This window comes from Sellimonas intestinalis (assembly GCF_001280875.1).
Taxonomy (GTDB): domain Bacteria; phylum Bacillota; class Clostridia; order Lachnospirales; family Lachnospiraceae; genus Sellimonas; species Sellimonas intestinalis.
This window is the reverse complement of the sequence record NZ_LGAJ01000009.1, coordinates 61,419-83,537: the sequence shown is the minus strand read 5'-3', so window position 1 is coordinate 83,537 and position 22,119 is coordinate 61,419. Positions and strand designations below refer to the sequence as shown.

24 protein-coding genes, 1 other RNA gene and 1 pseudogene are annotated in these 22,119 nt (G+C 43.6%); 2 read left to right on the top strand and 24 right to left on the bottom strand.

Features of this window, described 5'->3' with window-relative positions; genetic code table 11:
- Positions 1-614: 614 nt before the first annotated feature.
- From AOA56_RS09945 to AOA56_RS09935, 4 genes are read right to left on the bottom strand one after another with little or no spacing between them, the layout of a single operon-like run.
- Positions 615-1,157 carry a YARHG domain-containing protein gene (locus AOA56_RS09945; RefSeq protein ID WP_053769577.1) on the bottom strand — a complete coding sequence of 181 codons (543 nt, stop codon included), beginning with the start codon at positions 1,155-1,157 and terminating at the stop codon, positions 615-617.
- A complete protein-coding gene (locus tag AOA56_RS15885; protein ID WP_147323259.1) occupies positions 1,150-1,434 on the bottom strand; it encodes a hypothetical protein in 285 nt (94 codons plus the stop codon). Before AOA56_RS15885 ends, AOA56_RS09945 begins: the two co-directional genes overlap by 8 nt.
- On the bottom strand, positions 1,382-1,636 hold the full coding sequence (locus AOA56_RS09940) for a hypothetical protein (protein ID WP_024732052.1): 255 nt from the start codon (positions 1,634-1,636) through the stop codon (positions 1,382-1,384). Before AOA56_RS09940 ends, AOA56_RS15885 begins: the two co-directional genes overlap by 53 nt.
- Before the next feature lie 14 nt (positions 1,637-1,650).
- Positions 1,651-1,983, bottom strand: a complete 333-nt coding sequence (locus tag AOA56_RS09935; protein WP_048621460.1) for a hypothetical protein — start codon at positions 1,981-1,983, stop codon at positions 1,651-1,653.
- Positions 1,984-2,257: 274 nt separating this feature from the next.
- Between AOA56_RS09935 and AOA56_RS09930 the strand changes: the two genes are divergently transcribed.
- Positions 2,258-3,616, top strand: a complete 1,359-nt coding sequence (locus tag AOA56_RS09930; protein WP_053769576.1) for a helix-turn-helix domain-containing protein — start codon at positions 2,258-2,260, stop codon at positions 3,614-3,616.
- A 172-nt stretch (positions 3,617-3,788) separates the two neighbouring features.
- Here AOA56_RS09930 and AOA56_RS09925 read toward each other — a convergent pair whose 3' ends face one another.
- From AOA56_RS09925 to eno, 17 genes and pseudogenes are all read right to left on the bottom strand, one after another.
- Positions 3,789-4,037: a hypothetical protein gene (locus AOA56_RS09925; protein ID WP_053769575.1), complete on the bottom strand. Its 249-nt coding sequence runs from the start codon at positions 4,035-4,037 to the stop codon at positions 3,789-3,791.
- A 40-nt stretch (positions 4,038-4,077) separates the two neighbouring features.
- On the bottom strand, positions 4,078-4,368 hold the full coding sequence (locus tag AOA56_RS16395) for a hypothetical protein (RefSeq protein ID WP_405561903.1): 291 nt from the start codon (positions 4,366-4,368) through the stop codon (positions 4,078-4,080).
- Between the two features lie 53 nt (positions 4,369-4,421).
- Complete coding sequence (locus tag AOA56_RS16390; RefSeq protein WP_053769573.1) at positions 4,422-4,604, bottom strand: hypothetical protein; 183 nt, start codon at positions 4,602-4,604, stop codon at positions 4,422-4,424.
- Positions 4,605-5,029: 425 nt separating this feature from the next.
- Positions 5,030-5,134 (bottom strand): annotated as a pseudogene (locus tag AOA56_RS16730) (response regulator transcription factor); the annotation flags it as partial.
- A 78-nt stretch (positions 5,135-5,212) separates the two neighbouring features.
- Positions 5,213-5,635 carry a hypothetical protein gene (locus AOA56_RS09910; protein ID WP_053769572.1) on the bottom strand — a complete coding sequence of 141 codons (423 nt, stop codon included), beginning with the start codon at positions 5,633-5,635 and terminating at the stop codon, positions 5,213-5,215.
- Positions 5,636-5,651: 16 nt separating this feature from the next.
- The gene (locus AOA56_RS09905; protein WP_053769571.1) at positions 5,652-8,249 is read right to left on the bottom strand and encodes an ABC transporter permease; all 2,598 of its coding nucleotides are present in this window, start codon (positions 8,247-8,249) and stop codon (positions 5,652-5,654) included.
- 14 nt (positions 8,250-8,263) lie between these two features.
- Complete coding sequence (locus tag AOA56_RS09900; protein WP_048622220.1) at positions 8,264-8,929, bottom strand: ABC transporter ATP-binding protein; 666 nt, start codon at positions 8,927-8,929, stop codon at positions 8,264-8,266.
- A gap of 265 nt (positions 8,930-9,194) precedes the next feature.
- Complete coding sequence (locus tag AOA56_RS09895) at positions 9,195-10,127, bottom strand: sensor histidine kinase (RefSeq protein ID WP_238117718.1); 933 nt, start codon at positions 10,125-10,127, stop codon at positions 9,195-9,197.
- A 377-nt stretch (positions 10,128-10,504) separates the two neighbouring features.
- Positions 10,505-11,212, bottom strand: a complete 708-nt coding sequence (locus AOA56_RS09890; RefSeq protein ID WP_053769569.1) for a LytR/AlgR family response regulator transcription factor — start codon at positions 11,210-11,212, stop codon at positions 10,505-10,507.
- Positions 11,213-11,346: 134 nt separating this feature from the next.
- Positions 11,347-11,907, bottom strand: coding sequence for a 3'-5' exonuclease (locus AOA56_RS09885; RefSeq protein ID WP_024732039.1), 561 nt, complete (start codon positions 11,905-11,907; stop codon positions 11,347-11,349).
- Positions 11,908-12,146: 239 nt separating this feature from the next.
- Positions 12,147-12,500, bottom strand: a transfer-messenger RNA (tmRNA) gene (ssrA, locus tag AOA56_RS15565).
- 132 nt (positions 12,501-12,632) lie between these two features.
- On the bottom strand, positions 12,633-13,469 hold the full coding sequence (locus AOA56_RS09880) for an alpha/beta hydrolase (RefSeq protein WP_024732038.1): 837 nt from the start codon (positions 13,467-13,469) through the stop codon (positions 12,633-12,635).
- Between the two features lie 27 nt (positions 13,470-13,496).
- Positions 13,497-13,739 (bottom strand): hypothetical protein, encoded by a 243-nt coding sequence (locus AOA56_RS09875; RefSeq protein WP_024732037.1) that lies wholly within the window; start codon positions 13,737-13,739, stop codon positions 13,497-13,499.
- 30 nt (positions 13,740-13,769) lie between these two features.
- Positions 13,770-14,240 carry an SsrA-binding protein SmpB gene (gene smpB, locus AOA56_RS09870; RefSeq protein ID WP_048621450.1) on the bottom strand — a complete coding sequence of 157 codons (471 nt, stop codon included), beginning with the start codon at positions 14,238-14,240 and terminating at the stop codon, positions 13,770-13,772.
- A 3-nt stretch (positions 14,241-14,243) separates the two neighbouring features.
- Positions 14,244-16,382, bottom strand: coding sequence for a ribonuclease R (gene rnr / locus AOA56_RS09865; RefSeq protein WP_053769633.1), 2,139 nt, complete (start codon positions 16,380-16,382; stop codon positions 14,244-14,246).
- Positions 16,383-16,569: 187 nt separating this feature from the next.
- The gene (gene secG, locus AOA56_RS09860; protein ID WP_024732035.1) at positions 16,570-16,812 is read right to left on the bottom strand and encodes a preprotein translocase subunit SecG; all 243 of its coding nucleotides are present in this window, start codon (positions 16,810-16,812) and stop codon (positions 16,570-16,572) included.
- 104 nt (positions 16,813-16,916) lie between these two features.
- The gene (eno, locus tag AOA56_RS09855) at positions 16,917-18,221 is read right to left on the bottom strand and encodes a phosphopyruvate hydratase (protein WP_053769632.1); all 1,305 of its coding nucleotides are present in this window, start codon (positions 18,219-18,221) and stop codon (positions 16,917-16,919) included.
- Between the two features lie 294 nt (positions 18,222-18,515).
- Between eno and AOA56_RS09850 the strand changes: the two genes are divergently transcribed.
- Positions 18,516-19,397: a YitT family protein gene (locus tag AOA56_RS09850; RefSeq protein ID WP_048622217.1), complete on the top strand. Its 882-nt coding sequence runs from the start codon at positions 18,516-18,518 to the stop codon at positions 19,395-19,397.
- Positions 19,398-19,476: 79 nt separating this feature from the next.
- Here the strand turns inward: AOA56_RS09850 and AOA56_RS09845 are convergent, their stop codons facing one another.
- From AOA56_RS09845 to AOA56_RS09835, 3 genes are read right to left on the bottom strand one after another with little or no spacing between them, the layout of a single operon-like run.
- Positions 19,477-20,358 carry an ATP-binding cassette domain-containing protein gene (locus tag AOA56_RS09845; RefSeq protein WP_024732032.1) on the bottom strand — a complete coding sequence of 294 codons (882 nt, stop codon included), beginning with the start codon at positions 20,356-20,358 and terminating at the stop codon, positions 19,477-19,479.
- Positions 20,355-21,011: a hypothetical protein gene (locus AOA56_RS09840; RefSeq protein ID WP_024732031.1), complete on the bottom strand. Its 657-nt coding sequence runs from the start codon at positions 21,009-21,011 to the stop codon at positions 20,355-20,357. Before AOA56_RS09840 ends, AOA56_RS09845 begins: the two co-directional genes overlap by 4 nt.
- Positions 21,008-22,057, bottom strand: coding sequence for an ABC transporter permease subunit (locus AOA56_RS09835; protein ID WP_053769568.1), 1,050 nt, complete (start codon positions 22,055-22,057; stop codon positions 21,008-21,010). Before AOA56_RS09835 ends, AOA56_RS09840 begins: the two co-directional genes overlap by 4 nt.
- Positions 22,058-22,119 lie beyond the last annotated feature (62 nt).

The following is a 22,119-nucleotide window of genomic DNA, read 5'->3' as shown; positions in this document are numbered from 1 at the left end:
TCTCTTTTACTTAATATGGTATTGTTGTTAGTTTTAACTAACCTACTAATATTTAAATATATCACCTTTATACTTTTAAATCAATCCTATTCTATATTCTTTCCAAAAGAAATATCTTATTTATTCCTCATAAACAGTTGTATTTATCTTTGAATTTTATGCATTTTTAATAATTATAAAATGAAATTCATATAACTGTCTCAATACACTTTTCCCTTTTGTTTATATCAACAATTAATTACGGTTTTCTCTACAGAACTATTTATTATTCATATGTGAAAATCACTTCCTATATTAATTTTAATATACTAAACTTGCTAAAATCTCACTACATATCATAATTTTTTTAAAAATAGGCTTCTCCTATTCAACTCCCCTTACCCCCCCCCCCAATCATGAGGGGTTAGGGGTTTTCTTTTGTTACGTTTTCCTGCATAATGAACTGGAGTGTCTTTCAATTAGACAATCATTAATAATCGCATACGTGAAGTCTTCCCTTTCCCCATAAATCTCTCTGTCCCTATAATTTTTACCATTGTCTCTACATAGTACACTCAAAAAAAGAAGAAGCCATCCACACCGCAATAGCTTCCTCTCACCCATGCTGTTCTATTTTATCTATATCCATACTCTTCTTCAATTGAGATTAATAATCTCAGATTTGTTTTTTCGAAATTGTTGAATTCCTCCCACTTAACGCCATGTTTATTAGTTTCTCTGTACCAACTATATTTCTGATAATGTGTGTCATTTACTTCTCCAGCATTGAATAGCTGGCCATGTCTTGCGTAAATTTCATTAATAGACATTTTTAAAAGCCTCTGAAAACCTACTGTCTCATCTTCTCTCAGAGCCAACACCATTTCTTCAGAAAGCACTTCACTGCTACTTTTAGCAAATACAAAACCATCTTCATCGATGTGGGGCTGCACTTCATTCCGAGGAACTGTATCCTGTACCTCAGCTCCGTTCTGCTCCGAATGTACGCTACTATAATAGCTTGTCCCCCCTATGATTAGTACAGCACAAATAATTACTGCGATCACGTGCTTAAACTTTATTGTAACGTCAAAACCTACAAAAGCGCCTTCTTCCTTCTGGAAAGAGATGCTTTTACCATCCTCACTTCCAACAGAATACCTTTCGCTACTAATCATCAAAGATTCCTCCTCTCGGAGTAAGCTTGGTAACCGTAGTAGTCTTCCATGTGAATCCCAATTTAAACTTAATACCAGTCGGTCCAGCCTTTACGTAAGCCTCTGGTGATCTTTCCTTACATACAGCCTGCTGCACTTCGTACTCAATTCCATTAGCAACAAACATATCTTTAACTGTCTGCGCTAACGCATATGCCTCATTCTTTGAAACATACGCTCCTTGATTATTCTTTACGATCCCGCATCTTGAAGGATCGATTAAGGATGTATTCTTCAACCTTGTTCTCTCCTTTTTCTTGATTTGATATTACGGACATAAAGAAGGCATATCTTTCTGGTGTCAATTCACCAAACTGTGCAAGAGACATCATAGTCTCAAACACTTTTTTGTTCTCGTGTTGTTTCAAAACCTTCTGATATGATGCCAGATTGGATTCAGCCCTCTTTACGCTCTGTCCAGTTGTCAAGCCAAATTTCATATGGCTACCTCCACTTAAAAATTTGGGTTTTCGTATGCGACCATAAGCATCTGGAACGTCTCTTTATCAAGTGACTTATTCTTAGCAAGCTCAACCATTGTATCACAAAGTTTGTCACGATCCATTGTACGATGCTCCAGCGCTTTTGTGCGATACTCCAGTGTTTTGAGCGCTATCTCTTTTTTTACCTCCACCTCATGATATCTCTGAAATGGTGCTGCAATTGCGTTAGGAACTACAGCAACAAGCTGAGTAGCAACCTCAGTACCAGAAATCTGAATGTCATTAGATCTGGTATCAACAACTTCATAATCCATGATGTTCATAATTTCGTTCTTTCCTTCCATTGTTTTCTCCTTTCGTCAAATCAGTATAATATCATTTACTGTTACGCACATTAGTTACTCATGTCAGTTCCCCTCCTTTCGAGCACTTACATTATACAATTCATATTATTTTCGATACCAATATCCTACCACTTTTAACCATTTTTAACAATAACTAGTCAAAATCATGAACTGCTTTGAAAATTATGTTTTTGACAAAATAACATTTGTTTTCATTGTGTTTTTGACAGAATTTGATATACTATAACTATAATTAGGATGGAGATGATTCACTATGAATAACAAAAGCAAAAAAGATATGCAGAAACAATCGTTCACACAAATTTTCTCTTACCAACTGGACGAAGTGAATAAAGATGCAAGATATAACTCATATCTTGTCCCTTTGCATTGGTTTGTGAAACTTTATACAAGAAGAACTCATAAAATGACAATGGGGGATATTGCTAAGCAAATGGGCATTGACTCAGCCACATTTTCAAAAATGTTACGTCATGGTATTGCCAAAGACAAACGTCAGATCACATCTGAACATATTAATCGCATTTGTGAGATAATTAATATTCCTCTTTCGTCAATTCTATTTTTGTACGAACATAAAGAAGCTGTTGAAAAAAATTTGCAACGCAATGATTTTGAAAAGTTGACAAATCTACTCAGGGGGAATTTTGATGAAATTCTTTATCCATCAGCCTTCTATGATATCAACAGTGGAAAAAAGATGTCAAAACCAGCTAATACGAAGGACTTTGTCAGCACCCTAGTCTCTGAAAATTCTATCCTAGAACCAATCAGAGGGAAATGGTATTTTTATTTTCCAAGCAGTGACTCTAAAATAAAAGAACAGCGAAAAAAAATCCTAAAAAAGAATCCAAGCCATGTACCGGAAAGTTCAGAATTGGCTGAGCTATTTTCTCTTTATTCACCAGACCATATTTATTGTGGTACACTAAATATTGAATTTAAAGGTGGCAGATACTACGCAGTGCTAAAATACATGACAAATCCTTCCGAGCATAAAATACTATGCTATGAGGGTAGTGCTTCTTCTCCAGTCGATAACACTTCCATCTTCTGTTCTTTAACGAGGCAGAGCGATGGTGATATCATGTATATGATAATGTCCAAACCTTCTACAGAGAAGCGACTGCAATACCTTACGGCTTCAGTTTTAACCTTATCTCATCATCAAGATGAAGAAAGGCATCGACCTTGTTCATTACGTATGATTCTTAGCCGTAAACCAATCAAATTTGATTCGAAAGCTTATAAAGTAATGATTTCAAATTTAATGATGAACGAAGCGGTTATTTCGATAGACGATTATGGTTACAGCCAATTAAAAGAAAAGCAAAAAGAATATGATTCACCTGCCCTTGATGTCTTCCTTGAGAAATATCCGACTATTGACAGCCTTCCCAGAACCAAAAGATATTTGACCGTACGAAATTGTGCTTATATCAACGAGAAGTTTCTTGATAATTTCGATGATAGTTCCGATGAATCTAAAAAATTAGATGAAATAGACATCCTATATCTCGAAGCACTACTTCGACAACACTCCACCGCACTTTGGTATTCAAAAACTAAAGCCACAAAAATCAATAAGGTCCTTAAAAAAATTGATAGTTAATACATTAGCATCAAAAAGGAACAATCGGGAAATCAATGCCAATAAGTTAAGCACATCGCAAGAGACTCCCGTATGAAATTTCAAATGGCTGTGAGCAAGAATTTCTGCTTTCAGCCTTTTTGATTTTAAAAGCAGTACTATCTTCCTAACATGATTGATAGGCACAAATCGGTCACTCCTTTGATTTGCCAAACGGAACATAAGGAGCAATTTCGCTGATTGATTTCAGCATTGTTACAAATCCCATTTTACGGCAGTCTTCAGCCGCCGTATTAAGGGCGGATATCTCAGCGGGCTCCCCACTGTTCTGCCGGTACTGGGGATAAAGCTTTTCCGGCTTTAGACCGGTCCGCCTGTTGATCCGGTTCGTTCCGCTGTCCTTTTTGCTCTTTCTGTAAGCATCTGCCAGCGCTGCCAGCATTTTTCCTGATAGTAAGCTGTACGCCCATCCTCAAAAGCTATCATCTTCCGTCCTCTCTTTCATAAAACTGCACTATGCCAAGCTGCATACTGTCCGGTCTGACACGGAGTACCGGCAGAATGACTTCACATTCATTTCCAATTGTCTCTGCCTTATCCGGAGAACAGAATATTACCTGAAGTTTCTGCTGTTTCATAAAATCCAGCATCAGTTTCACATTCCCCGGATCCATCTTAGCACATAGCTCATCGATAAAAACAAGCCTGGTGGAATTCGTTCTCTGGTAGTAGATCATAAGAAGCGTAGACGTAAGGATCAGAAGATACGGGATCTGTACTTCCGCTCCGGAACTATAGCCTGTCTGCCGCGACAGTTTCGCCCTGTTTAAACGTCATTTGTTATCAGAATCTCATATGTCATGTAATTACGGTAATCTGCAAACCGGGGGATCGTCTCCTCGCTGTTTGACTCTATAATACGGTTGATGATATTCTTCAGCTCCCTCTCGAGCTGATATTCCTCCTGGGAAAAGGGACTGAGCGCCCCCAGAACCTGCTGTCCATCCATTCCTCCAAGCTGCTCTCTTTTATCCGGATATTTTGCGTACCGGATGATCTCGCATATTCGGATTCATCCTTTGTCGCTCTGGTACAATACCTTTTCCAGTGTCCTCAATGCTGATTATTGTAAAAAGTTCCTGTCTGCACACAGCGATATGAATATTTCCGCCATCCATAGATATGAAAGTCGTACTAGTCTACCATAGATTTTTTCCCACAAATCATCTTTTTCATAAGGACTTGGTTTTAATTCTTCATTTTTCAACATTTGGCCTATAACAGTATCTATTTCTCTGTATATTCATAAACATCTTGTTTCAAACGAACATATTTTCAAAGTGTAAAAATAATGATAACCACTAACACCAAAAATATGATAAAGATGATCACTTCCATATATACCCCATTCCATATACATTTGAAATATAAATTTCTGGATAAAATCACATACACTTTTTTCAGCAAAATCTTCATGGAGAAAGGTTTGGTTACATAGTCGTCCGCACCTAATTCATATCCATTTAAAACATCTTCTTCTCGGATTTTAAATTGCCGATCCGGCAGGCTTTGTATAAATAGAAAAACTTTCCTTCTCTAAAAAGTATCTGATCCCTTTTAAAAAGGTTCCGGATTGCTGTACTGAAACACCGCCTCTGGATTTTTACAAGCAGTCCAGAAACTGTTACTACAATTCATCTCCAGAACATTCCCTCTTTTCTTCAGTAATCTCACTGTATCAAAACAATTTACATCTTCTATCTTCATTTCCTCCAGTTGATGTTCTGCAATTTTGAACAAATCGTTCTGATCCAATAGTACCTTTGGAATATATTCATAAGAAAAATATGGTTCATCTGAGTTACTGTTAATTACATTTAAGAGGTATTCCTGATACGGCCTCGGAAATAAGTGGTCAAACTCAACCGTCAGTTCTTTTTCCGAACTCTTCTTTACTTTTTCTATCAACCGGCGCAGGATAGGGGGAGATATAATGATAAACTCCCCGTCTCCTACAAATTTCAGCTTATAAACGATCAAATTACCCCCTTCTTCCTTAGTCCTGCCCTTTTCTCAGACGTTCCACCAAGCTCTCTTTTGATACCGAACGAAGAACTACAAGGGGTACGGTTACACATACGATCACCAGAATCACAAACACACACAACATCTGTACTGCCGGAAAAGAATAAACCGCAAAATATATCACGCCATTTTTTATAAGCAGGAAAATCAGATAAGATAAAATCTCGCCCACTGTCATAAGAAGAACCATCGTAATGCCACAGTAATAAACCCCTTCGAGAACAAGTGTAATCTTTATCTGTTTTCTGGTCATGCCGATACTTTCCAGCACAGCCAGTTCTTTTTGTCGTGAGTAAATGCCTGTAAAAATAACATTTATAAAGTTGGCGAGCCCCATAAAGATCAGAAATCCGCCTAACACCGTTCCTGCCGCCCGGATTACTCCCGCTAACTGGTCAACGCCTGCTTTTATCTCGGATTTTGAACTTATCATAACACTGTCCATCTGCGCCGCTATCTCTTTCAGTTCCGTTGAGATGTCCCCTTGTGTGCCCGCTTTACAGTCTATCCGGATTGTTTGTATATGAGGTGTTTTGTCTATTCTTTCCACTCCTTGTTCCGAGGTATAAAAAGCACTGATCTCACTGCCATTTTGAGTACCATAATTTAAATACTGGTTTTTATAGGTTTTCCCTTCTTCCCCCGGCGCCTTTGTCAGAATACCAACGACAGTATAAGTAATGCTTTCGCCGCTTACACCAACTTTGCTTACCTGTATCTCTTTTCCCGTGAACTCTCTGTAATCACTCCCCTCTGTTGCCACCAGAAATATCCCTGTTCCCGACTCAAGATAGTTCTGTATTTCTTCGTCCGGCAATGTACTGTTCCATGTAAATTCCTCGAGCTTCTCCATAGATAATCCAACTGCCTTAAACCGCAGGTCACTCCAGACTTCTTCCTCAGCCCCGCTATACAGAGCCTGCAGCTTTGCATAAGGAGCCAGAAACTGTTCCGCTTCCTCTACTTTCGTAACTTCCACATAATCCGTCTCTATTTTATCGACTCCTTCGAGGTTTTTAACTTTTTCAAGTATCCCATCATCCAGACTTTTCTCCGCCTTTTCTTCATTCCCCAACTGCCAGCTTATATCTTCCATAACAAAATCATACGGCATTTCACGGTCGTATTTCAGATTATAGTCAAGCTTCTGCGTAGATGAACTTACCGTCAAATAGATCAGAAGTCCGAAAAACAGAGAAGCAAATGTGACCAGCGCACGCTTTCTGCTTCGAAATACATTTCTGTAAGCCATCCGGTACAATTTGACTCCGCTGCTGCCCTTATGGCCTTTTATCTTATGTACAACGTCCACATATTTCAGAGCCTCTGTCGGCGACACTTTCCCTGCCAGCCTCATCCCTTTTCTTGCACTGAACCAGACTGTCACATATGCAAACAAAACGGTAAACACATAGATCAGCGGAGAAACCGTAATTCCGAATTCAAATTTCCCGTTCTGGCTGTTCATGAGCGCTTCCAGAAATTTAGGTACTGTGATGACCGCAAATGTAGTTCCAAAAAGCAATCCCAGAATAATCCCCACAGCCGCAACCAGATTTACCTGTTTCCTGACAATTTTCTTTAACTGCTTTGATGTTGCGCCTAACGCCTTTAGCTGGCCGTACATATGCATTTCCTGCAGTACAGAAATATTGATGATATTATAAATTAACAGATAGCCGCTAATCATAACAAAAATAACTGCTAAAATGGGAATCATAGCCCCCATAAGCGCCTGTGCCGCTGTTCCTGACAGCCCGGATACAAAAATTTCATCATTTCCGGCGGCATGATCCAGCAAGGCAAGTGCTTCTTCTGCATTTAATCTGTCGTCGATCAGAAAAGTTCCCAATCCCCCTTCTTCCTTTCCGTGCTCCTCTGCAAAACGGCTGGAAACGATCATATTCCCGGCTGCACGCTTACTCATAGAATGGTTGATGAAATACAGATTTGCAGCCATAGTGTTGCCGCTGTTCGGCGTAACTCCGGTTTCATAAATAAAATCCGTATAATAGCCACTCAAAGTAAATTCCTGCTGTTTTTCTTCCCCGGAAAGAAGTTTATATTTTACGGAAATGGTCATACCAATCTGCGGATCATCTACTCCCAATTTTTCCAGCGTCCAACGTGAAAGCATAACCTCACTTTCCTGCCGCGGATAATTCCCGGTTATATCAGAGACAGTCGGTTTGATAAAATTCTCCCACTCCGTCTCATCATACGCAGTCATTGAAATAATTGTCTGACTGGGCATACCCTTCACATCCAGTACTTCTCCCACAAACTGCTGTTTTCCCGTCGCCTCTACTTCATCCAAAGCGGAAATCTGCTCCATTTCTTTCTCTGTTGCCATGTAAAGACCGCCGTTCGCCTTTGTTCCCGCAGTGCGGAGATTTGCAAGCTGAAAGTTATGAAATATGCTGATCCCGGCGCCAAACATAACAGTCATAAGGATCGTGACAAGAACAACTGCTATAACAAGAATTACATTTCGCGCCTTATTTTTTCTGGTATTATTCTTTACGAATCTTTGGATTGCCCGATTCTGTATTTTTCTATCTGCCCGCATATTCTCCCCTCCTGTTACGCAATGATCTTCCCGTCACCGATTTTGATCATCCGGTCTGCTCTAGCCGCGATATGCGGATCATGCGTAATCATGACAATCGTCTGATTATAGTGTCTACTGGTTTTCTGAAGGAGCTCCAGAACTTCCTCGCTTGTCTCAGAGTCAAGATTTCCTGTCGGTTCATCCGCGAGAATAATCTCCGGTTTACTGGCCAATGCTCTCGCAACCGCCACTCTCTGTTGTTGTCCGCCGGAAAGCTGTGATGGCATTTTATAGACCTTCTCTTTCAGCCCAAGCATTTCAATAATCTCTTTTACAAACTTTTTGTCCGGCGCTCTTCCGTCCAATTCAATGGGGAGAGTGATATTCTCCAGAACATTCAGAACCGGAATCAGATTATAGTTCTGAAAAATAAACCCGATATTCTTTCTGCGGAATACGGTCAGTTCGTCCGGTTTCATTTTCTCAATTTCCTTATTCCCAATCACAACTTTTCCGGAAGTGGGAACATCCAGACCACCGATCATATTGAGAAGCGTGGATTTTCCGCTGCCGGACGCTCCAACGATTGCTACAAACTCTCCTTTTTCAATAGACAAATCCAAACCGTCCAGTGCTTTCGTGAGATTTTCCTCGCTGCCATAATACTTTTTGAGCTGCTTTACTTTCAGAATACTCATATCGTCAATTCCTCCTGTGAAATGAAAATACAGCGTCATCTTTTCGCTTGCTTTCAGTATATTTTTGAGAAGAATTTTTTCAATGGCAGTTGCGTTCTTTGACTTCCACAATGCGTAATTTGACCTCAGTCGGCAATCGAGTGGAGGGGAAGATCCTTTCATCCTTTCGCCTCCCAGCTCACCGCGATACCTCGCTCATATCGCACAAAAAAAACTGTATGCCACTCTTCATGCAACATACAGCTCTCTATCAAATATCCAAATCCTATTTTTCTGCTATTGGTATCAGAATGGACAGCATATACACTCCATTCTGATAATTTCGTTTATATTGTCCTCCGTATTTTTCTGCCGCTCTTTGGATATTTTTCAATCCAAAACCATGAAGAAACGTATCTTCTTTCGTGGTTTTTTTCTCCTCTTCCTCCAGTATCGCAGAATTTTCTATGTGTATGACAAGAAAATGATTCTTTTCTCTCGCCTTCATCGTAATAAAACGCTCTTCTTCTGACACTTTTTCACACGCCTCAATTGCATTATCCAGAGCATTTCCGAATATGGTACTAATATCCAGGGCATCTATGAAATCTCCTTTTGAGAAATCTATCTCTGTGTGGAAGTCTATGATTTCCTCTTTCGCCTTTCTATACTTATCCCGCAGGATCACATCCAAAATAGTGTTCCCGGTCTGCACATAATCCTCATAATCGGAAATCTGATTCTGGAGCTTTGCGATCATCTCTTCCGTTTCCTGCTTTTTTTCCTTATCTCCAGTATGACCAATCTCTTTCAACTGCGCCTGCAATACAAGCAAATGATTCTTCATATCATGGTAAATCTCCCGGACACGTTGCTCGTCCTTTAACCGCTCTTCATAATATTGATATTGAGCCTGCAATTTCTGTAACTGCTGTTCTTCTTTTTGCTGGATCAGACGAATTCTTGCACTATCATGTACGAAATAAATCAGCAGAAACAATGCTGCAAGTAGAATAATAATGCCTACAGTCTGTGATATTTGGGTAATTATATCCCGTCCATAGAGTAAACTATTTACAGAACTCATAAATATGAAGATCAGTGCCGCTAAAAGAATACTAAACAATAGATCTTCTCGTTTTGTAAAGTTTTTTCCAATCTTCACTAATGTTTTCTTTATAACAACGGCAATCAATAACATGAGAATATGATAGATCAAATAATATTCTGCCTGCCAAGCAATATCAGAATTTGTAAGATCAGAAAATAAAAATCCTAACCCAGTAGTTAATATCATTTCTGTAAAAACGCCGCTGAATATAAAAAACAGCATGGATAAAAGTCCTTTTGGCATACTGATTTTATATAACCGGCATATAATAAATGCACATAAAAATAGTTCAACCACTATTTTTATAATGGAAGAGATAGGAGAAAAAGTCAGTGTTTCCGCAAGCAGGACAAAAAAGCATACCCATAGAACATCTTTTTTCCAAGGAATTAGTTTCGTTGCATAAGTCCTAAACAGATATGCCCCAATCATTCCTTCCCATACTGTGCATATTATATCGATGAAAATTGTTACAATATCCGTATTCACAGCATTTTCCCCCAATATCCGGCTAACACCTCCATAAACTTTTTCCGTTTTGGCTTGCTGACATAGACTGTCTCTCCGGAAGTCAATTCCACATCCAATTTCTCTACGTTCTTAACAAAAGAAAGATTCACAAGAAATCCAACGTGGCAGCGGAAAAAACCATACAGAGTTAGTTCTTTTTCTATCTCCTTCATGTTTTTATAGCATATCACATCTCCATCATCGGTATGTAACAGTAGATTTCTCTTGTATGTTTCCACATAATGTAGTTTACTCACAGCCACTTTAAAAGAACCTTTATCGTTCTGCACGACAATATAGGGATTTTTGTGTCTGTGTCTTTCAATCCAGCTATTCATCTCTGTTTTCAGGCGGATATATTTCATCGGCTTTATAATATAGTTCACAGCCTGATATTGATATCCTTCCAGAGCATACTGCTTTAAGGATGTTAAGAAAATAATGCTGACTTCTTCATCCAGTTCCCGTATTTTTCCTGCAGCCGTCAGCCCGTCCATCTTATTCATCTGAATATCAAGGAAAATCAGATCGGTAGTTGTATCATAATTCTCGATCAGCTCCTGCCCATTCCGATACTCAGCTATCATAAGTTCTATCCCTGTTTCCCCGGAATATCGTTTCAACAGATCTTTTAGTTCAGAAACAAATTCTATTTCATCATCACAGATTGCAATATAGTACATAATCCACCTCGATCACTCTCATATCTCAGTATTGTATTATACCTGTTTTCCATATGATTTTCCACCAGATTATTCATCTGAAACTGCCCTGTGCTTTGGTATTGGCCTACTGACCTTGGTATATTTTTTGTCCATTAGATACGTGCTATCTCATACTGTTGCAGGCCATGCCCAAGCAACTGGATGATTCTCAATTCATCCTCAGCATCCCGAACCGCATTATGCGTCTCGCTATACCGATCATCTCCTGTGAGCATTTTAAAAATCTCCTCCACACCATATCCACGTTTCAGTTTGCCCGTCTTACAGCAGTCCGCACAGGCCGGGATCGCCCGATTATACTGACGGTACGCCGCCAGACGCATAATATCATACCATTCAAACATTGCATATTCCCACAAATGGCGCTTGTCAAATGAAGCATTGTACGCAAACAATTTCTCTATTTTATATGCGTCCAGCCATTGCCTGATCTCCTTTAATGCCTGCTTTCTGCTTGCCACACTGATTCCATGTTCACAAAATCCAAGCTCTGCCGAATATATCCCTCCCACCTGATATTCTGGTGAAATGATATAGTAGAGCGAATCGATTTTTTCCTTACTTCTTGCGTCTGCCGCCACGATTCCGATTGACATCACTTCATCGTTCCAGTTGGTCTCTGTATCAATGACCGCAAAATTACAACACTCCATTGTTTTCACTCCTCATTTGTTAAAAAATTGAATCGAACACTATTTTACCATATCTGGTCACGCACGCTCTCGTTTTATGCCCCTTTCGTGTAACATAGCTTCGCAGGCCGGAAAAGGCTGGACCCCTTTTCTTTCCCAAAATATGAAAACTTAACAAGGTATCTTTTTGCATCCAAACAGAGACGCGGCTCAAAATGCAACGCAAACTCGAAAAAAGCGCCGTAAACACGGCGCTTTTCGTATGGACCTGGCGGGAATCGAACCCGCGTCCGAAAGCCTCTCCATCAGAGCATCTCCCATCACAGTCATTATTTTGAGATTCCCCCGGATTGCCGCCTAATGACAGGCTGCCATCTTCGGTAGCTTCATAAAGTCTTCCATCTCCTCAAAGCTTTGGAAACGAAGTGCCCCGCAAGTGTTGAAGCCGGTAATCCAGACCGCGGGCAGTCCGGAGCCGACTGCTGCCGAAATTAGGCAGCGTACGCTAATTTATTATTGTCTGCGTTTATTTTTAAGTTACGGTTTACTGCGCGGTCCCGTCCCGCGGATGGCTTCTCCAACTTCAAAACCCCCGTCGAAACCAGTACAAGCCCTGGTTTGGCAGACAGTTGTTCTATTATTATATGCAGGAGGAGCTTTCCTGTCAACCCCCTGCCTGGATGATTTCTATTTTTTGAAACTATTCGGCCATGTAAACTGGCCGGATCCTTGATCCGCTCCTTTCCCTATGCCTCGTCATCCGGAATGTTGTGATCAATCCATGCTTTCACAAGATCCATCCACTGTCCGCACTGTACCTGCACGCCCCGGCCATCTTTAGAACGACTAAGATCGGTCGCCGTCCCAAGTCCGTGGTGTCCCTTTGGAAAGAGGTGGAATTCCACCGGTACCCCTGCCTTTACAAGGGCATTGACATAAAGAAGTGAATTCTGTACCGGAACAGACGAATCCTCATAGGTGTGCCAGATAAAAGTCTTTGGCGTATATTCAGATACATTGAGTTCCAGAGAACATGCCTCTTCCAGACTTTCTTCCGCCTGCGATCCAAGCAGATTCTTAAAGGAGCTTTCATTCCGAAATGTGCCCGCCGTAATAACCGGATAACTTAAAATCTGTCCGTTCGGCCGGATCATCTCCGGCGTGGTACCTAGAATCTTGGCAAGCTCCGGACTGTGCCAGTAGGTAGATACCATAGCAGCCAGATGTCCGCCCGCGGAAGACCCCTGAATCAGAATCCGCTCCGGATCAATAAACCATTTATCGGCACACTCTCTTAGCATTTTCATACAGGCCGACGCCTGTAAAAACGCGTCTGGAAATACTGCGTCCGGCACGGTCGAATAGCGGAGAATGGCCGCATGATATCCCATCTCCATAAACCGTACTGCCAGACCTTCCCCCTCCCGGTCCGAAGTCATCGCATATCCGCCTCCCGGACAGATCAGGACGCAGGGTCTTCTCCGTCCATCATAAAGCTCTTTGGAATTACTCCAGAAATATGTATAAAGTCTTGCGTTTGTTTCCTCTTCCCCGATCATAACAGGAATGATCTCGTGTACCATGCGTCGGCCTCCCCTTTTGTATTTTATTTATTCTTCATCTTCCAGTCCCAGTATTTCTGCAAGCACCTCAATGATAATCTCGTTGGTGCAGGATTTGACATAGCCAAGCATATGCAGGGAAATCTCGTCCGATTTCTGCGCATCTGTCAAATCCGGATTTTTCTTTGTCATATCAATCAACTGAATCAGCTTTGGTGTCAGCTCTTCATAAGTCTCTATTGTTGTCTGGGAAACAAGGTTCCTCAGATCCTTTTTTGTCACTGGTACCATTTCTATTATACCTTCCTTTTCCGTTTGAATCTACCCAAAATTGCGAATTTTGAAATCTCTTTGTGCCTCTCTTGCCTGATCTTTTTTGGCAATGTCCGCCCGCTTATCGTAGAGTTTCTTTCCCCGTGCCAGCCCGATTTCCACTTTAACCAGGCTCCCCTTTAAATAGACTTTCAGCGGCACAACTGTCATCCCCTTTTCTTTCATTTTCCCTAGCAGCTTATTGATCTCCTGCCTGTGAAGCAGTAGCTTTCTGACCCGGAGTGGGTCTTTGTTGAAAATATTCCCTTTTTCATACGGGCTGATGTGCATCCCGTACACAAAGACCTCCCCGTGTTCCATGCGGATAAAGGATTCCTTGATGCTGCATTTCCCCATCCGCAAGGACTTTACCTCCGTCCCGGCAAGCGAGATCCCTGCCTCGTATGTCTCCAGTATAAAATAATCGTGATATGCCTTTTTATTATTGGCTATCATCTTTACCCCTGTCGTCTTTGCCATATCCTAGTTTCTCTCCTTTCCAGGCTCAAAGTCGATTGTCCTCTGCAATTCATCCGCCCCGATGACACGTACCAGAATGGTCTGTCCGAGCCGGTACGTCTTCCCGGTATGGATCCCCTGCATTTCATAACGATCTTCAATATACTCATAATGATCATCGGTCATGTTCGCTACATGAACGAGTCCCTCGATCGTATTGGGGAGTTCCACATACATCCCCCATTTGGTAATGCCGGATATGACTCCCTCATACTCCTCACCGATCTTGTCTTTCATATACTGTACTTTTTTCAGCTTGACGGTTTCCCGTTCCGCCTCTTCTGCGCGACGTTCCGTCTCACTTGCGTGTTTTGTCACTTCTTCCAGGATAGACTGGTAATGACAGATTCTCTCCTCATTCATCCGTCCCCGCAGTGTCTCTTTGATAATCCGGTGAATCTGCAAATCCGGATAACGGCGGATCGGAGACGTGAAATGCGTATAATACGCAGTAGCAAGTCCGAAATGCCCCTCATTTTCCGGGGTATATTTTGCCTGTTTCATGGAACGTAGCGCCAATCTTGCTATCATTGGCTCCTCCGGTTTTCCTTCCACCCTGGCAAGCAGCTTTTGGATCTCCTTGGGATGAATTTCGTTCGTTCCGACATGCATAGTATAGCCGAAGTTGTGAAGAAAGACCGCAAGTTTCCTGATCTTTTCCTCATCCGGCGCCTCATGGATTCGATATACAAATGGAATCTCTCTCCAGAAGAAGTCCTCTGCCACCGTCTCATTCGCAGCCAGCATGAAGTCCTCGATCAGCTTGGTTGCTGTGTTTCGCTCGTATGCTTTCAGCGCTATCGGACATCCTGTTTCGTCGAGCACCACCTTGGTCTCCGGAAAATCAAAGTCCACCGCGCCTCTTCTATGCCGCTTTGCCCTAAGAAGAGCAGAGAGTGTCTGCATCTGCTGAAACATGGGTACAAAATCCCGGTAAAGCCGGCACTGCTCTTCGTCCCCGTCTTCCAGAATTCGCTTCACCGCCGTGTACGTCATGCGTCGGTCCACCCGGATCACGCTTTCCACGATCTCATGATCTACGATCTCCCCTTTTTCATTGATCTTCATCAGACAACTCAGAGCCAGACGGTCCTCCCCTTCGTTGAGAGAACAGATCCCATTGGAGAGCGTATGCGGAAGCATCGGAATCACCCGGTCCGCCAGATAGACGCTGGTTCCCCGCTTCTTCGCCTCCCGGTCCAGAGCACTGTTCTCCTGCACATAATTCGTGACGTCAGCAATGTGAACACCCAAATAATAGTACCCGTCGCAAACATTCAAGGAAACCGCATCGTCCAGATCTTTGGCGTCCTCCCCGTCGATCGTCACCATCGAAACGTCTCTTAAATCCCTTCTGCCCGCACGGTCCGCATCGCTTACGGGCTTTGCCACCCGCTCTGCCTGATTCCTTACTTTTTCCGGAAATTCGATCGGAAGCTCGTAGGACATGGCGATACTCAACACATCTGTCCCCGGATCGTTGACATGTCCAAGAATCTCCACCACTTCTCCTTCCGGCTTCTTCCCGTCTCCACCGTAGGAAGTCAGACGGACCACAACCTTGTGTCCCGTAACGGCCCCCTTTGATTTCTCCTCCGGTACAAAAACATCCTGGAGAAACTTCTGATTGTCAGGTAGAACGAATCCGAATGTCTTACTCTTCTGGTAATATCCGACGATCTGGGACGTGCCACGCTTTATGATCCGGATCACCTTCCCCTCCTGGCGAAGTCCTTCCCTCTTTCCGGCGCCCCGTGTAATCTGGATTTCAACCTCATCTCCCTGCAGGGCGCCGTTTGACTCCTCCTCCGGAATGAACACATCATCGTCTGATCCTTCTATGGAGACAAAGCCAAATCCCCTTGCATGAGCCTGATAGATTCCGGCCAGCCGGTTGGCCTGCCCCTTGATATAATTGCCCTTCTGGGTCCGGTGAATCTTCCCCTCCGCCTCCAGCGCATCGAGAATCTCCTTTAAGTCCTGGCGGTCGTCCTTTTTCACCTGAAGTATGGCCGCCATCTCTTTCATCTTCATCGGGACATAGAATTCGTCACAGATGAACTGGTATACCATTTTCTTTCTTTTCTCATATTGTCGGTCCATTGTCCGCACCTAGCATGCTCCCTTCTATTCTATACTCATATCGTGAAATCACCGGAAGTATCAAAAGATATATTCCGGGATCGTAAACGGTGACCAAAGTTCCAGGCAAGCCCGGACTTTGACGCGCCGCCATTGTCAAAAAAAGGACACCCTATCTTTGAAATAGAGTGTCCCGCATCTTTTTTCATTAAGCAAATACTTTTAAATTCAAAACCGCAGCAAGGATGATAAACAGTGCGGCAAGAATCTTTGTAACTTTTACAAGGGTTCCCTCCATAGAACGACCTCTGTTCTGTCCCCAATAGGTATCCGCCATGCCGGCAATCGTTCCAAGTCCGGCTGATTTTCCTTCCTGCATTAATACAACTGCTGAAAGAGCAATACAGTCTATTACAAATATAATTGTGATCACAATCTTCAAAATTTCCAATTTCTACACCTCCTGCGTATAAACCATTTATAATATTAGCATATCATTGAGGTTTACGCAAGCAGTTTTTCACAGACTTTCGGGTCACACGTAAAAATCGTTTTTTAACAGAATGGTTGTTTGTAGATGGCCGCGTCCCCAAGCTCTTCCTCGATTTTCAGAAGCCGGTTGTATTTTTCTACCCGCTCGGATCGGCACGGTGCGCCTGTCTTGATCTGTCCGGTACCAAAAGCAACGGCAATATCCGCAATCGTCGTGTCAGCAGTCTCGCCGGAGCGGTGAGAAACAATCGAGCGGTATCCGTGTTCCTGCGCCATGCGGATCGTGTCAAACGCCTCAGTCAGCGTTCCAATCTGATTGATCTTTACCAGCACCGCATTGGCTGCATGGGCGTCAATCCCTTTTTGGAGCCGTCTGGTATTGGTCACAAACAAATCGTCTCCCACAAGCTGGGTCTGTAAACCAAGTCTCGTATTCATCAGCTCCCACCCGGAGAAATCCTCCTCTTCCAGCCCATCCTCAATGGAAACAATCGGATATTTTTCGATCAGTTCGGCATAGTAGTCGATCAGTTCCTCCGCCGTGCGGACGACTTTCTTCTCCTTCCCTTTACTTTCGCCTACAAAGACATATTTCCCAAAGTCCCGATCGTAGATCTCGGACGCCGCCGCGTCCAGACAGAGCACGATGTCATGCCCCGGATGGTATCCTGCCGTCTCAATAGCTTCCAGAAGTGTCTCGCAGACGCTCTCCGTGTCCGGAAGATCCGGCGCAAATCCGCCCTCATCGCCCACTCCGGTATGCAGTCCTTTTCCCTTTAGCTGCGCTTTCAGCATATGGTACACTTCCGTACACATCCGAAGTCCTTCCTTAAAACAGCAGGCTCCCACCGGCATAATCATAAATTCCTGGAAGTCGATAATATTGTCGGCATGCCGGCCTCCGTTTAATACGTTCATCATCGGTACCGGAATTCTACGGGTATGTGCCCCGCCAAGATACCGATAAAGGGGAAGCCCCAGACTTTTAGCCGCCGCTTTCGCCGCTGCCATAGAGACACTCAGAATAGCATTGGCTCCAAGGGCGCTCTTATCCTCAGTACCGTCCAGCCTTACAAGCACACGATCCAGTTCCATCTGATCGAGGGCATTCATCCCGATGATTTCCCTTGCGATCCGGTCGTTGACGTGATTTACCGCCAGCTCCACACCACGGCCACAGTACCGGTGCTGCTTTTCTTTGTCACGAAGTTCCAGTGCCTCGTGGCGCCCTGTGGACGCTCCCGACGGAACACTTGCGGTTCCAATGGTGCCGTCCGATAAAAGCACCTGCGTCTCTACCGTCGGATTGCCTCTGGAATCCAGGATTTCTCTTGCGTATATATCTCGAATCGCTTTACAGTGATACATGATCATTTCCTCCTTTTCTGCCATAGTATTTCCGAAAACATTTCTTCCATACCGTAAGGAAAGTATTACATGATTTTTCCTTTCATAATTCAGCCATACAGTCTGAATATTCATAAAATCTGACATGAGCTTTCTAATCAAGTCTGCATAGGTGAACCATCGCAGATTTCCTCGATTTTCCCCTGACAGGTCGTTGACTTTTTCATCCTGCGGAGTTACAATTTTGAAGAAAATTCTTCATAAAAACCGAAAGAAAACGAGGAAGAAAAAATGAACAGTAATTACCATGTGGATATGAAATATTCTATCCCAAAACCGAAATCCGATATCAAACCTCATTCAAAAGTCAAGGATTTCGTTGTAATGACCGCCGCAACCGCTGTCATGGCCTGCGGGATCTACTTTTTTAAATTCGCAAACAATTTTGCTTTTGGAGGAATCACCGGTCTTGCGGTTCTTGTCGCCAAAACCGGAGTAATCAGCAGCGGAGATTTCAACTTTGTCTGCAATATTGTACTCCTGGTTCTTGGATTTTTAGTACTTGGTAAAGGTTTCGGAGCCAAGACCTTTTACTGTAGCATGCTCCTTTCCTTTCTGCTGTCCATTCTCGAACGTGTATATCCGATGGACGGCCCTCTTACGAACCAGCCAGTACTGGAGCTGATGTTTGCTATCGCAGTACCTGCCTTTGGCTCTGCGATACTCTTTAATATGGGGGCGTCAAGCGGTGGTACAGATATTGTGGCGATGATTCTGAAAAAGTATACCGGATATGATATCGGACGCGTCCTGATGCTCTCCGACGTTGCCATTGCAGTAGCCGGCGTGTTTGTCTTCGGTATGGAAACCGGGCTCTTCTCCATTCTGGGACTGGTTCTTCGCTCTGTAATCACAGACAACTTCATTGAAAGCTTCAACTTGTCCAAGTGCTTCAACGTCGTTTGCAGCAACCCGGAGCCGATTTGCAATTTCATCATCCGGGATCTTCACAGAGGAGCAACGGTCTACACGGCGCAGGGAGTTTTCTCCGGCAAAAAGAAATATATTGTGTTGACGGCGTTAAACCGGCCCCAGGCAGTACGTCTCAGAAACTTTATCAAAGAGACGGAACCGGGAGCCTTTATCCTGATCTCTAATACAAGCGAGATTATCGGACGGGGATTCCACACGGTATAAGAACAATATGGAAGCGCAGAATCGCCAGTACCGGCATTTATCGGAACTGGCGATTCCTTCATTTGGAATTTACTGCCTTTTACAATGTTTCTTTTGGCGCCATCAGATACAGATACGCGTCCTCCAGAGTGATTTGGGGCTGGGTACACGGCACGGCCGGCCGGGTATCGCTGATCATTTTCACCGTCATTCCCTCTTCTGTGTACTGTTTAGAGGTGATATGGTATTTTGCCTCCAGCCCTCTTGCCTCATCTTCTCCGGAGACAGCCGCCATCCAGATCTTTCCTTTTGCATGGTTCAGAAGATCCTGCACGGTTCCGGTATAGAGAAAGGTCCCTTTTCGCATGACCGCCAGGTTGCTGCACGTCGCCGCAATATCTTCTACTACGTGGGTGGAAAACAAAACCGTACGCCCTTTCGCAAAATCCACCAGCAGATTCCGGATCCGCACCCGCTCTTCCGGGTCCAGGCCCGTGGTCGGCTCATCGACAATCAGAAATTCCGGCTCGCCAAGCATTGCCTGAATGAGCCCCACTCTCCGCTTCATTCCACCGGAGAGTTGGCGCATCTTCTTTTTTTGATGAGGCAAAAGCCCCGTCTTCTCCAGATAAAAGTCAATTCTCTTTTTACAAATATTCTTCGGAATTTGGGAGAGTTCTCCCAGATATTCCAGACATTCTCTCACCGAAAGTCCCGGATAAAGATTCAGCTCCTGCGGAAGATAGCCCAGTTTCCTTTTGATCGTTTCATACTGCTGTGGTTCGTACCGGATGTGATCCAACCAGATTTCTCCCTCCTTTGGCGTAAGCACTGTTGTCAGCACTCTCATCAGTGTCGTCTTCCCCGCCCCGTTTTCCCCTAACAGGCCGTAGATTCCTCTGGGAATCGTCAAGTCTACCTGATCCACCGCCCGGACGTGATTTTTAAATTCTACTGTCACTTGTTTGATGACTATACTCATTTTGACACCCTCTTTTCTATCCATGGAATGAGCAGCACAAACAGTGCCGCTATTGCTATCTGAATCATTGTTCCAAAGATCCAGTCCGCCGTCTTTCCCTTGACAGGATGACTGGCCGAATATGCGAACAGATTGTACCGTCCGAACAGCGCCTCTCCTGTTTTGGAATTGGTGATGATCCAGACTACCGCCGACACTCCGATTCCGATCCATTGGCTCTTTGCGGCATTGGAAATAACCAAAGTTAAAAGGCTCCAAAACAGAATCGTCCCAAGAAGCGCCACGGCATAGTACCCATACTCTGTTTCAAGTGGACGCTCCCTGATGGGATATGGATTCTGCCAGAAAAAGACAAAATACCATACCAGAAAGAGAACATATAAATACAAGACCTGAATCAACCATCTTCTGTAAATCGTGCAGATCCTGCCTGACAGGGGCTTGAGGAGAAAGATCTCCCACCGCTGACCACTTTGATCCATCACCCTTGTCTCCGCACAAAATACAAACGCAAGAATTGCCGCCCCCGGGATAATGGTCCGGCCGATTTCCGGAATCACCGCAACTCCCATCGCCAGGGAAAACAAAAGGAGAAACAACACGGAATATACGATTTTGTACGGAGACATACAGATTTTTATTTCCTTTTTCATCCTATGCGCCTCCTTTTCCAGATGGCGGACGCCATAAAAAGCAGTCCTGCCGAAACAACCAGAAGAAACACCTGATTATACACCGCCCTTGGAGCCACCGCCTCCAGAAAACCGCCGTCGAACCGTACTGTAATCGCCAGAGGTCGTAAAGGCCCCATATTGGAGTACATCAGGTACAAAAACAAAAACGGCACACCCGGAAGCGGGTTCCGAAAGCCCAGCGCAATGATAGTATAGACGCTTACGATCATCAGGACATTTGGCAGCATATAGCAGACCGCCGGGATCAGAAATTCAATCAGCGAAACCGGAAGACCGTTTCGGATTCCAGCGACAGCACTCAGCGCAAAAAAAACTACCACAAACAGAAGCCAAGCCGCCGCCATGGAGAGAAAGCCGCCTGTCGCTTTCCCAAATACATAAGCCTTGGCAGTGACAGGTTTCGTATGAAGCAGCTCGTAGGTGTCTCTTTTCGTGTCCCGGATAAAGAGGAACGCAAGTAGCACCGCACTGAAAAATCCAAGGTATAATCCTCCAAAATCCGCGAATTTCCTGCCAAAATACCAGGAATAGCTGTGGGCCGTAAGCTTTTCTTTCAGATCTTTGTTGATCTCATTTTTTGTCCCTTTGTGATACTCATACACCTGGTAATAATACTGAAAACTGTAACCTTTCGGATATCCATAGATCTCCCCGATCGCATCGGACATCTCAGATACGGACTTCCCTGATTCCCGAATTTCCTTTAGCGTCTCCCGCACATTTTCCGCATCCTCGCCAAATTCTTTGACAATCATACTCTGTATCTTTTTCGCCGCCAGATCGATCCGTTCCTTTTCCGTGGACTTAACATAGCCGTCCATGATATCCGCATCCGCGAGCGATTCCGGTTTCGTCTGCTGTACCTCCTGCTTAGAATGGAAATAATGTACGTCCAGATACGGAGAAAGGATCTGGAAGAGCCCATAAAGAATGAATAGGATACCCACCCAGTAAAGTGGGTTTTTGAAATAGTTTTTCAGTTCCTGCCGGATCATCCCTTTCATCTTATCCCTTCTTTCTTTTCTTGATAAGATGATGGTATCATTCGATTCACAACCAAAACACA